Raw genomic sequence first — 11,389 nt, 5'->3', positions numbered from 1 at the left:
GAGAGCAGGACGCCGCCTGGCGATTTTTAAATAAAATTTTTCTATTGCCGCGGGGTGGAGCAGCTCGGTAGCTCGTCGGGCTCATAACCCGAAGGTCGCAGGTTCAAATCCTGCCCCCGCAATAATTGTTTGGTCCGGTAGTTCAGTTGGTTAGAATGCCTGCCTGTCACGCAGGAGGTCGCGGGTTCGAGTCCCGTCCGGACCGCCATTTTCATGAATGAAGTTCTCTTTTTTTATTTAAATATTTTCGATATAATAACGATATAATAGGAAACCTTAGGATCATACATCCTAAGGTTTTTTTTCGAGGAAAGAAGGTAAAAGAATGGCATCTTCTTATAAATATACGATTCATGACTTAAAAGAAATGAAAAAGTTTGCTGCTCATGTCGCTTCATTGCTTGTGCCGGGAGATGTTCTTTTATTGGAAGGAGATCTTGGCGCTGGGAAAACAACGTTTACACAAGGACTGGCCGAGGCGCTTGGTGTCAAAAAAAACGTAAGCAGCCCAACTTTTACGATTATAAAAGAATATAAAGGGAAATATCCGCTCTATCATATGGATGTATACCGGCTCGGACAGGACTCAGAAGAAGATCTTGGGTTTGACGAATATTTTTATGGAGACGGTATTTCTGTTGTGGAATGGGCACATTTTATTGAAGATCAGCTGCCGGCTGAGTATGTGAAAATAAATATATATCATACGGGTGTTGAGATGCAGCGAGAAGTGGTTTTGAATATTAAAGGCGATCGTTATGATCGAATACGTGAGAAGGTGATGGACTTTGAAAGTACTGGCGATTGATACATCTACATACACATTATCAGTTGGGGTGTCTGATGGTGATGTCATACTAGCTGAACAAGTGACAAACGTGAAAAAGAATCACTCTGTTCGGGTCATGCCTGCAATTGAAGCACTTATGAATGAGGTGGAAATGAAGCCGGGTGATTTAGACAAGATTGTTGTAGCGAATGGACCGGGCTCTTACACTGGCGTGCGCATTGGCGTAACAATTGCAAAAACATTGGCATGGACTTTGCAAATCCCTCTTACAGCGGTATCTGGACTGGCCTCTCTGGCAGCATCGGCTCCATTAATTGAAGGTCTTGTCTGCCCCGTGTTTGATGCTCGCAGAGGACAAGTCTTTACGGGCCTTTATCGATTATCAAATGGGTTTGTCGAGACAGTGAAAGAAGATCGGAATGTGCTGATTACGGACTGGTGTCAGGAGCTGATTAGTATCGGGGAGCCAGTACTGTTTGTCGGCCAGGAAAGTGTTCAGCATGAAAAGGTCATTGCAGAGATCATGGGCAGTGCTGCTGCGTTTGCAGGCAAATCTGTCCCTTACACGCGTCCGGCTGCGCTTATTTCGCTCGGACAAAGTGCTGATTCTCAGGACCCGGAACAGGTCATACCGTATTATGCCCGGCTGGCGGAAGCAGAAGCAAAGTGGCTGGAAGCAAACGAAAAGAGGGCTCAGTCAAGTGAGTGAGCTATTAATTCGGCCCATGACGCTGGAGGATATTCCGGCTGTATATGAAGTGGAGCTGCTCAGCTTTACGATTCCGTGGTCAAAAGAAGCGTTTGAACATGAGATGATATCTAATCGTTTTGCGCTTTATCATGTGGCGGAAGTAGATGGCCGCGTAATCGGATATTGCGGCATGTGGATTGTGTATGACCAGGTTCAAATAACGAATATCGCGATTTTACCGGAATATCGGGGAAAACAGTATGGTGAGAAATTAATGGCTTACGTTATGAATGAGGCGAGACGACATGGCGGATCGGTTCTTTCTCTCGAAGTACGGGTCAGCAATACGCCGGCGCGCTCGATGTATGAAAAATTCGGATTGCAACCGGGTGGAATCCGGAAGCAATATTATACCGATAATATGGAAGATGCTTTAGTAATGTGGGTGAACTTATAATGGAAAAAGATACATTTGTATTTGGAATTGAGACGAGCTGTGATGAAACAGCTGCGGCGATCATTAAAAACGGCACAGAGATTGTGGCAAATGTCGTTTCTTCTCAAATCGAGAGTCATAAACGATTTGGCGGCGTTGTTCCTGAAATTGCGTCACGTCACCATGTAGAGCAGATTATCTCTGTATTTGAGGAAACACTCGAACAGGCGGAGTTGACGTTTCAACATATAGACGCGATTGCGGTGACGAAAGGTCCGGGTCTCGTTGGCGCGTTATTAGTCGGCGTGAATGCGGGGAAAGCGATTGCCTTTGCGCACGGAATTCCGCTTGTCGGTGTTCATCATATTGCCGGTCATATTTATGCGAACCGTTTAGTACAGGAAATGTCGTTTCCCCTTTTGTCACTTGTTGTTTCAGGGGGACATACAGAACTCGTTTATATGAAAGAACACGGTTCATTTGAAGTGATCGGTGAAACGCGTGATGATGCAGCGGGAGAAGCGTATGATAAAGTGGCACGTACATTGAACTTGCCGTATCCGGGAGGTCCGTATATTGATAGGCTGGCGGCGGAAGGCAATGATACGTATGCATTGCCGCGAATCCGGCTTGAAGAAGGGTCATTCGACTTTAGTTTTAGCGGCTTGAAATCTGCTGTTATTAATACGGTTCATAATGCCGAGCAGCGTGGTGAAGAAATTATCCCGGAAAACCTGGCGGCAAGCTTTCAAGCGAGTGTCGTGGACGTACTGACGGAAAAAACGGTGCGGGCAGCCAAAGAATACGGTGTAAAACAAGTATTATTAGCGGGCGGTGTAGCGGCAAATAAAGGACTTCGTTCATCGCTTGAGCACGCTTTCAGTGAAATAGACCAAGTGGAACTATTGATTCCGCCCCTTTCATTGTGCACAGACAATGCGGCGATGATTGCCGCGGCAGGAACGGTTTTATTTGAACAAGGAAAACGGGATGGCCTTGATATGAACGGTCATCCTGGTCTGGATCTGGAACAATTTTAAAAGACGGGCGCTGCCTGTCTTTTTTTGTGGATAATGTGGATAAAAATAGATATAAATTGTGGATAATGTGTATAAGTACTGTGGAAAGTATTAATTTCAAGGTGTTTTTTTGTTCTATACTGTGTATAAAAAAGCATGATGCTGTGGATAGCACCATGCTTTCGTTTAATCATCCTGAAGCATTTCCCATTCTTCCATTAATGTTTCAATCGCCTTGTTTGCCTGCTCCAGCTGTTGCTGCAAATCAATTGATTTTTTATGATCTTCATATATTTCCGGTAGGCAGAGAAGGTCTTCTGCTTCCGTTATTTTTTCTTCATGCGCAGCGATTTCTGATTCGATTTCTTCAATACGCCGCAGCTTTTGACGTTCTTTTTTACGCTGCTCTTTATCCGTTTTATAGGAATCTGAGGCTGCCGTCTTTGATGTAGACGAAGCGGTAATGGCTGTTTGAAGTTCAGCGAGTTCTTCCTGCTCGTTTTTCTTTTCTACATAGTAATCGTAATCACCAAGATAAACGGTGACTCCGGTTTTATCAAGTTCAACGACTTTTGTGGCGATCCGGTTAATGAAATAACGATCATGAGAAACAAATAAGAGTGTGCCAGGGAAGTCAATCAGTGCGTTTTCAAGCACTTCTTTACTGTCAAGATCCAGATGGTTGGTCGGTTCATCGAGTATTAATAAGTTCGCTTTTTGCATCGTTAATTTTGCAAGAGCAAGGCGGGCTTTTTCGCCTCCGCTCAGTGCCGCAACCGGTTTTAATACGTCATCTCCTGAAAAAAGAAAGGTACCGAGAATGGTTCGGATGTCTTTTTCCGGGGTGCCCGGGTAGTCATCCCATAATTCAGCGAGCACTGTTTTCGAGCGGTTCAAATGAGACTGCTCCTGATCGTAGTAGCCAATTTCGACACCCGTTCCTGTACGGATTTCGCCGGATAGAAGAGGAAGTGCGCCGGTGATGGACTTCAGCAAAGTTGATTTGCCCACGCCATTCGGCCCAACGAGCGCGATGCTTTCTCCTCTGGAAATGTCAAATGAAAGAACGGAACTGATGATCGTGTTATTATAGCCAATGGATGCCTGATCGATTTTTAAAACTTCATTTCCGCTTTGCCGGTTAATGTCAAACAGCATACCAGGCGGCTTTTCATCACCATCCGGCCGGGCCATCATGTCCATCCGGTCAAGCTGTTTTCGTTTGCTTTGCGCCCGCTTTGTGGTGGAAGCGCGGGCAATATTGCGCTGAATAAACGCTTCTAATTTTGTCGCTTCTTCCTGCTGTTTTTCAAATTGTTTCATCTCACGTTCGTACTGTTCCGCTTTTTGAATCAAATATTTACTGTAGTTGCCGGTATATTTGCGAATTTTATGACGTGATACCTCGTACACTTGATTAACCGTTTTATCAAGGAAGTAACGGTCATGGGATACGATTAAGATGGCACCGGAATACCCCTGCAGATAATGTTCAAGCCATGAGAGCGTATCGATATCCAGATGGTTGGTCGGTTCATCAAGAATTAAAATGTCCGGCTTTGTTAACAGCAGTTTCGCGAGGGCAAGACGTGTTTTTTGACCGCCGCTTAATGTCGAAATAAGCGTGCCGTAATCAAACTCGTGAAATTTAAATCCATGTAAAATGGACCGTAGATCGGCTTCGTATTGATAGCCGCCCGCTTCTTTAAAATCATTTTGAAGATGATCATAGGCAGTCATCACCTGTTCATATCGTTTTGGATCATTATACACGTTTGGATTTGCCATATCGGCTTCAAGCGCGCGGAGCTGCTTTTCCATTTCCCGCAGCCCGTCAAAGACGCTGTTCATCTCATCCCATATGGATAAATCAGATTCAAGGCCGGTATCCTGGGCAAGATATCCGATGGTGACGTCTTTCGGTTTCATTATCGCGCCAGACTCGTGTGAGAGCTGTCCGGCTATCATTTTTAAGAGCGTCGATTTGCCGGCACCATTTCTTCCGACGAGAGCGATTCGGTCGCCTGTCTGCACCTCGAGCTTAATATTCGATAAAATAAGTTCAGCTCCATAATATTTCGAAAGCTGCTGTACTTGAAGAAGTATCATGTTTTTCACCTCATTATTCACTTTACTTGAGGAAGAGTGAGCGGGCAACGAAAAAGAAGCAGTTCTTGTGAAAAAGGCGACAAAGATTTATGATTGTAATGTAAAGAGAAAACGAAATGTGTAAGCGGTATCAAGTTAGGGGGATAAAAATGAACAGCGATTCGACGAAAATTCCACAGGCAACAGCGAAGCGTCTGCCTTTATATTATCGGTTTATTCAAAATTTGCATTCATCCGGAAAGCAGCGTGTGTCATCGGCTGAGCTGAGTGAAGCGGTGAAGGTGGACTCGGCAACGATACGGAGAGATTTTTCCTATTTCGGAGCACTCGGTAAAAAAGGGTACGGCTACAATGTAAGTTATTTATTGTCCTTTTTCCGGAAAACGCTTGATCAGGATGAAGTGACAAACGTGGCATTAATCGGCGTCGGAAATCTCGGAACAGCTTTCCTGAATTATAACTTTTTAAAAAACAACAATACAAAAATTCAATTAGCGTTTGATATAGAAGAGAGTAAGGTCGGGACAAAAATTGGGGAAGTACCCATTCATCATATGGATGAACTGGAAGACACTCTTGCGAGGCTAGACGTGCCGGTAGCGATTTTAACCATTCCACAGTCAGCGGCACAGACGATTACAGACCGGTTAGTCCAATCGAATATTAAAGGGATTTTGAATTTTACCCCGGCACGGTTGAACGTACCGCCGGAGATTCGCGTTCATCATATTGATCTGGCGATTGAGCTGCAGTCGCTCGTTTATTTCTTGAAAAATTATCCGGACGAATCTGTCGAAAAATGATCATGGAATTTGGTCGATAAATCAGTTATGATGGTAGGAAAGGGAGGTGTGTGCCAATGGTTGGTGTTGGCAGCATGGTTGTGATCGGCGCCGCGGCATTGCTTATTTTTGGACCGAAAAAGCTTCCGGAACTCGGACGGGCAGCCGGTGATACATTGAGAGAATTCAAAAACTCCACAAAAGGTCTGGCCGATGATGATGACGATCGGAAAGAGGACAAAAAAGAGGACAAGTAACGTTAGGATGATTGACAAATGAGTCAACAAGACATGACGGTATATGAACATTTAGAGGAATTCCGAAAACGGCTTATGATTGTCGTCGTTTTCTTTTTTATTGCCGTGATTGGCGGGCTGCTTCTGGCAAAGCCGCTTATTCACTATTTACAGCATGCGGATGAAGCGGCAGAACTGACAATGAACGCTTTCCGCGTGACCGATCCGATCAAAATTTATTTTCAAATGGCATTTGTGATCGGTGTTATTTTAACGTCTCCAGTGATTTTGTATCAGCTTTGGGCATTTGTCAGCCCGGGCCTGCATGAAAAAGAGCGGAAAGTAACATTGAGCTACATTCCTGCTTCTGTTCTTCTGTTTTTAGGGGGACTGGCCTTTTCTTATTTCATTTTATTCCCGTACATTATTCATTTTATGATGAACCTGTCGAATGATTTGAATATTGAGCAGGTGATCGGGATTAATGAATATTTTCAATTTTTATTCCAGACGACCATTCCTTTTGGATTTTTATTTCAGCTTCCGGTTGTGACGCTGTTTTTAACACGTCTTGGCATTGTGACACCGGCATTTTTAGGACAAATCCGCCGCTATGCGTACTTTATTTTGCTCGTCATTGCGGCATTGATTACACCGCCTGATATTATTTCACATATGATGGTGAGTGTTCCGTTGTTTATTTTATATGAAGTGAGCATTTTCGTTTCGAAAATTGGATATAAAAAAGTGATTCAGGCTGAAGCGAAAGCTGCGCTTGAACGAGAAGAATCCGCCCAATAAGCTGGGCGGATTCTTTATTTTTGGCTGTTCTTTAATTTGAAGTGAAGAAATAGCAGCCGGAGACCGGTGCCGATATCGAGTGTTGCCAGCAAGATAAGCAAATACGTAAAAAAGCCAAAGCTGTTCGCATTTACATCCTGAATGGCGAGAAAAACGAAAAAGACGCCGAGTATGTTATAAAAAATCCCTGATGCGAGTGGTGACTGTCTCATCTTTGTTCCTCCTTACAAAAGCCAAGCAATAAACTGCTGCGTTTGCTGTAGTTTTTCCGATTCTTTCATCATGTCTTCAATTTCATCCGCAAATACATATTGCATCAGCACTACGAAAGTATTCATTGCAACGTGCGCCGCTATCGGGACGATAATCCGCTTTGTTTTCACATAAAGAAATGCGAATGTAAATCCCATTGCTGCATATAATAGAATGTGATCGAGTTCTGCGTGTGCAATCGAAAACACGAGCGAACTGATCAGTGCGGCAAAGAAAAACGGCATTTTATTATACAAAGAGCCGAATAAAATTTTCCGGAAAACGATCTCTTCCAAAATGGGGCCGAATAAGGCGACGGAGAGCATCATAAGCGGCACCTGTTTAACAACTTCAATAATATCCTGGGTGTTTTCAGATCCTTGTTCAATGCCGAGCGCAGTCTCAATAATGATGGCGGCATATTGAGCTGAGAACGCGAGAAATACGCCCAAAATGGACCAGATGACAGCAGCGCCGGCAGAAACAGGCGGCTGCTGTTCAATTTTGTTTTTATAGGCAGACTTTCGCAAAATGAGTAAAGTAATAAGCGTGGCCAGCGCAAAGCTGATGACGGTCCAATAGCCAGGCGCTGCGGCGGCCATTCGATCCGGCTCCGCACCTGCGGATACACCAATCCAAAAAAGAAACTGTACGCCGACAATGCCGGAAAACTGCATTAAAATGTACGTAATCAATATAAACCCGTATTCTTTTTTCACTTAAAAACCCCTTTATTTAATTCACTTACATCCCATTGTACTAATAAAGGAGAAGCCCTTCAAATAAGCGGTCTTACACAGATTAAAAATTTTTTTGCTTTACGCTTGCAAAATTAAGACGATTTCATTTATTATAATAAATGTGTTAGCACTCATCTGAGTAGAGTGCTAATAAAAATTATTCATCTATTTTTGAGGAGGGGTTTCACTTGTTAAAACCACTAGGTGACCGCGTAGTAATTGAACTGGTAGAATCTGAAGAAAAAACAGCCAGCGGAATTGTACTTCCTGATTCTGCGAAAGAAAAACCGCAGGAAGGCAAAGTCGTGGCAGTTGGAACAGGACGTGTTCTAGAAAGCGGCGAGCGTGTAGCTATTGAAGTAGCTGAAGGCGATCGCATCATCTTCTCAAAATACGCAGGTACAGAAGTAAAATACGAAGGCGCGGAATACTTGCTGCTCCGCGAAAGCGATATTTTAGCTGTTATCGGCTGATCATTTAACTAACTAAACGAACCGTATAAATAGAAAACATTAGAGGAGGCACTTTTAAATGGCTAAAGATATTAAATTTAGTGAAGAAGCACGACGCTCTATGCTTGCAGGTGTAGACAAGCTTGCAGACGCAGTAAAAGTAACGCTTGGACCAAAAGGACGCAACGTCGTTTTGGAGAAAAAATTCGGCTCACCGCTTATTACAAATGACGGTGTAACGATCGCGAAAGAAATCGAATTAGAAGATGCATTCGAAAACATGGGTGCGAAATTGGTAGCAGAAGTTGCAAGCAAAACAAATGATGTTGCCGGTGACGGTACAACAACTGCGACTGTTCTTGCCCAAGCCATGATCCGTGAAGGTTTGAAAAACGTAACAGCAGGCGCGAACCCTGTCGGCATCCGTAAAGGAATGGACAAAGCGGTTGCAGCAGCTGTAACGGAGCTTAAAAACATTTCAAAACAAATCGAAGGCAAAGAATCCATCGCTCAAGTTGCGGCGATTTCTTCAGCTGACGAAGAAGTGGGTCAATTGATCGCGGAAGCAATGGAACGCGTTGGCAACGACGGCGTTATTACAATCGAAGAGTCAAAAGGCTTCACAACAGAGCTTGACGTTGTAGAAGGTATGCAATTTGACCGCGGTTATGCATCTCCATACATGATCACTGATTCAGACAAAATGGAAGCGGTGCTTGATAATCCGTACATTTTGATCACTGATAAAAAGATTACAAGCATTCAGGAAATCCTTCCTGTTCTTGAGCAAGTTGTACAACAAAGCAAGCCGCTTCTTTTGATCGCTGAAGATGTAGAAGGAGAAGCGCTGGCGACACTTGTTGTGAACAAACTTCGCGGTACATTTAACGCAGTAGCGGTTAAAGCGCCTGGTTTCGGTGACCGCCGCAAAGCGATGCTCGAAGACATTGCGATTTTAACTGGCGGTGAAGTAATCACAGAAGAGCTTGGCCTTGACCTGAAATCAACAGATATCACACAGCTTGGCCGTGCGGCGAAAGTTGTTGTCACAAAAGAAAACACAACAATCGTTGAAGGTGCCGGTGAATCACAAAACATTCAAGGCCGCGTAAGCCAAATCCGCGCGCAGCTTGAAGAAACAACTTCTGAATTCGACCGTGAAAAGCTGCAAGAGCGCCTGGCGAAACTTGCTGGCGGTGTAGCCGTGATCAAAGTCGGCGCAGCGACAGAAACAGAATTGAAAGAGCGCAAACTTCGCATTGAAGATGCCCTTAACGCAACACGCGCAGCGGTTGAAGAAGGGATCGTATCCGGCGGTGGTACAGCGCTTGTGAACGTATACAACAAAGTTGCAGAAGTGGAAGGCGAAGGCGACGTTGCTACAGGCGTGAAAATCGTTCTTCGTGCATTGGAAGAGCCGCTTCGTCAAATCGCACGCAACGCAGGTCTTGAAGGTTCCGTTATCGTAGACCGCTTGAAACGCGAAGAAATCGGCATCGGCTTCAACGCGGCAACTGGCGAATGGGTGAACATGATCGAAACAGGTATCGTAGACCCGACAAAAGTAACGCGTTCAGCCCTTCAAAACGCAGCATCTGTTGCAGCACTTTTCTTAACAACAGAAGCAGTCGTAGCAGACAAGCCAGAACCACCTGGAGCTGGCGGCGGCATGCCTGACATGGGCATGGGCGGAATGGGCGGCATGATGTAACATCATCCCCCGAAAAAGCGTCAAACCTTGATTTATCAGGGTTTGGCGTTTTTTTGTTTTCTTCTGAATTTGAAAAAATCATAAAAAACTCATAGAAAGAAAATAAATTGTTTTTCAATTCTTATAAGGAAAGCGCAAAACCCTTTTCTTTTTTATATCGTCCTTTAAGAAAAGTCGGAAAATTAAGGATGGTGAATTTTTGAAGCCGGGTATCATTCTTAAAAAACTAAACGGGCATGAATCCTTTCTGGGTGATGTAATAAAACTCATTGACGTTGCCGCTTTCAATTGGAGAGTTGGTAGTCAAAAATCTGAAGGTAAAGATAGAGCAATAAGTAATGGAGATACTAAAACTGGTGTTGTTATTGAAAGACACTTAAGGGTTTCTAATCGTTATTGTAGTGCTGTATTTTTTGATTTAAATGGTCAAATATACGTTGTAGTTGAAGTCTCACTGAGTGAAGAAGGACGAGTTCGTTCTCTTCTTTTTGGTCAAGGAAGACAAGGGAATAAAAAAGAAGAGTGGAAAAAGCTCAAGTTTAATAATGTCCTTCAATTTGGGTTTGACAGTAAATTCTTTTACTGGCTATTGTCTAATGTAGGTAAGGAATTTCAGCATGATTCAGACAAAACCTATAAAATCAAACTTACAGATGTCTCAAATGTTGCTCAGTTAACAGATAAAGCAGAGTATGATAGCAAGAGCACGGGGACTAACGTCTTAGGCTCCTTGCCTGCACTTTCCGGATTAGGGAGTAACCAAAGTGTTTATGAAGCTGGTTTTGGATTTACTTTACCTAAAATGTCATTGACGTTGCGACTGGCTGATAATTCTACCTGCTATATAAACAAAGATCTTTCTAATGTAACAAGTGAAAAAGGAGAAACTTTAACTGTTGACCATGAATTAGTTAATGTAACTCTAACTGTATATGTAATTTTACTGTTAACGTTAAAAAAATCGTATAATGCAGACATTGAAAAAAAGACTTGGACACATAACGAAGAAGCTTCCCAACGTAAAAAATGGGCATTGTTTGTCATAGGAGAACTATGTGAAGAAAATAATGTTACGCTTAAAGATATAGGAGTATTGTTTGAGAGAAGTGGAAAAAAGTTAATTGAGGAAAGTATAAAGGAAGCTTAATAATCTGCCTTGGATCGCTATCTGATCCAAGGCCATTTTTATTAAAGAGATGCTATCTTTTATTGTATGAATGATAGTATAAGGAGGAATTGACACTCGAAACAACTTTATTATTATAAGAAAAGCTATTTAGCGTAAAGTAATTCGTAAGCCCCCAATCAAACAACGCATATAATCCCGCAGCACCTCCCGGTATGATGAATTGTTTGTGGCACTTAAAAAA

The 11,389-nt window shown here is 43.2% G+C and carries 13 protein-coding genes and 2 tRNA genes; 12 read left to right on the top strand and 3 right to left on the bottom strand.

Annotated features, from left to right (window positions below):
* Window positions 1-48: 48 nt before the first annotated feature.
* From BTO30_RS14615 to tsaD, 6 genes are all read left to right on the top strand, one after another.
* Window positions 49-122 (top strand) — tRNA-Met (locus BTO30_RS14615).
* A 9-nt stretch (window positions 123-131) separates the two neighbouring features.
* Window positions 132-208, top strand: a tRNA-Asp gene (locus BTO30_RS14610).
* Window positions 209-325: 117 nt separating this feature from the next.
* Complete coding sequence (gene tsaE, locus BTO30_RS14605; RefSeq protein WP_075399448.1) at window positions 326-808, top strand: tRNA (adenosine(37)-N6)-threonylcarbamoyltransferase complex ATPase subunit type 1 TsaE; 483 nt, start codon at window positions 326-328, stop codon at window positions 806-808.
* The gene (gene tsaB, locus BTO30_RS14600) at window positions 789-1,499 is read left to right on the top strand and encodes a tRNA (adenosine(37)-N6)-threonylcarbamoyltransferase complex dimerization subunit type 1 TsaB (protein WP_075399447.1); all 711 of its coding nucleotides are present in this window, start codon (window positions 789-791) and stop codon (window positions 1,497-1,499) included. The genes tsaE and tsaB overlap by 20 nt, the downstream gene beginning before the upstream one ends.
* Entirely contained in the window at window positions 1,492-1,938 is a 447-nt protein-coding gene (gene rimI / locus BTO30_RS14595) for a ribosomal protein S18-alanine N-acetyltransferase (protein ID WP_281248625.1), read from the top strand. The genes tsaB and rimI overlap by 8 nt, the downstream gene beginning before the upstream one ends.
* Entirely contained in the window at window positions 1,938-2,957 is a 1,020-nt protein-coding gene (gene tsaD, locus BTO30_RS14590) for a tRNA (adenosine(37)-N6)-threonylcarbamoyltransferase complex transferase subunit TsaD (RefSeq protein WP_075399446.1), read from the top strand. The genes rimI and tsaD overlap by 1 nt, the downstream gene beginning before the upstream one ends.
* A gap of 165 nt (window positions 2,958-3,122) precedes the next feature.
* Here the strand turns inward: tsaD and BTO30_RS14585 are convergent, their stop codons facing one another.
* Window positions 3,123-5,045 (bottom strand): ABC-F family ATP-binding cassette domain-containing protein, encoded by a 1,923-nt coding sequence (locus tag BTO30_RS14585; RefSeq protein WP_075399445.1) that lies wholly within the window; start codon window positions 5,043-5,045, stop codon window positions 3,123-3,125.
* Between the two features lie 149 nt (window positions 5,046-5,194).
* On the opposite strand from BTO30_RS14585, the gene BTO30_RS14580 reads away from it, so the two are divergent.
* Genes BTO30_RS14580 through tatC form a run of 3 tightly spaced genes read left to right on the top strand, consistent with a single transcriptional unit; the run spans window position 5,195 to window position 6,864 of the window.
* Window positions 5,195-5,848, top strand: a complete 654-nt coding sequence (locus BTO30_RS14580; RefSeq protein WP_075399444.1) for a redox-sensing transcriptional repressor Rex — start codon at window positions 5,195-5,197, stop codon at window positions 5,846-5,848.
* 56 nt (window positions 5,849-5,904) lie between these two features.
* Window positions 5,905-6,084 (top strand): twin-arginine translocase TatA/TatE family subunit, encoded by a 180-nt coding sequence (locus BTO30_RS14575; protein WP_075399443.1) that lies wholly within the window; start codon window positions 5,905-5,907, stop codon window positions 6,082-6,084.
* Between the two features lie 18 nt (window positions 6,085-6,102).
* Complete coding sequence (gene tatC / locus BTO30_RS14570) at window positions 6,103-6,864, top strand: twin-arginine translocase subunit TatC (protein ID WP_075399442.1); 762 nt, start codon at window positions 6,103-6,105, stop codon at window positions 6,862-6,864.
* A gap of 14 nt (window positions 6,865-6,878) precedes the next feature.
* On the opposite strand, the gene BTO30_RS14565 is transcribed toward tatC, so the two are convergent.
* Together BTO30_RS14565 and BTO30_RS14560 are read right to left on the bottom strand one after the other, a co-directional pair.
* Window positions 6,879-7,076, bottom strand: a complete 198-nt coding sequence (locus BTO30_RS14565; protein WP_075399441.1) for a YdiK family protein — start codon at window positions 7,074-7,076, stop codon at window positions 6,879-6,881.
* A gap of 12 nt (window positions 7,077-7,088) precedes the next feature.
* On the bottom strand, window positions 7,089-7,835 hold the full coding sequence (locus tag BTO30_RS14560) for a CPBP family intramembrane glutamic endopeptidase (protein ID WP_075399440.1): 747 nt from the start codon (window positions 7,833-7,835) through the stop codon (window positions 7,089-7,091).
* 209 nt (window positions 7,836-8,044) lie between these two features.
* Between BTO30_RS14560 and groES the strand changes: the two genes are divergently transcribed.
* The 3 genes from groES (at window position 8,045) to BTO30_RS14545 (ending at window position 11,166) form a co-directional block, all read left to right on the top strand.
* Entirely contained in the window at window positions 8,045-8,329 is a 285-nt protein-coding gene (groES, locus tag BTO30_RS14555) for a co-chaperone GroES (RefSeq protein WP_075399439.1), read from the top strand.
* Between the two features lie 58 nt (window positions 8,330-8,387).
* A complete protein-coding gene (groL, locus tag BTO30_RS14550; protein WP_075399438.1) occupies window positions 8,388-10,019 on the top strand; it encodes a chaperonin GroEL in 1,632 nt (543 codons plus the stop codon).
* Window positions 10,020-10,218: 199 nt separating this feature from the next.
* Complete coding sequence (locus BTO30_RS14545) at window positions 10,219-11,166, top strand: hypothetical protein (protein ID WP_075399437.1); 948 nt, start codon at window positions 10,219-10,221, stop codon at window positions 11,164-11,166.
* Window positions 11,167-11,389 lie beyond the last annotated feature (223 nt).

It is taken from the genome of Domibacillus antri, from assembly GCF_001936625.1.
GTDB lineage: Bacteria > Bacillota > Bacilli > Bacillales > Domibacillaceae > Domibacillus > Domibacillus antri.
Note: the sequence above shows the minus strand (reverse complement) of the source record. Positions and strands in the feature narration are given on the sequence as shown.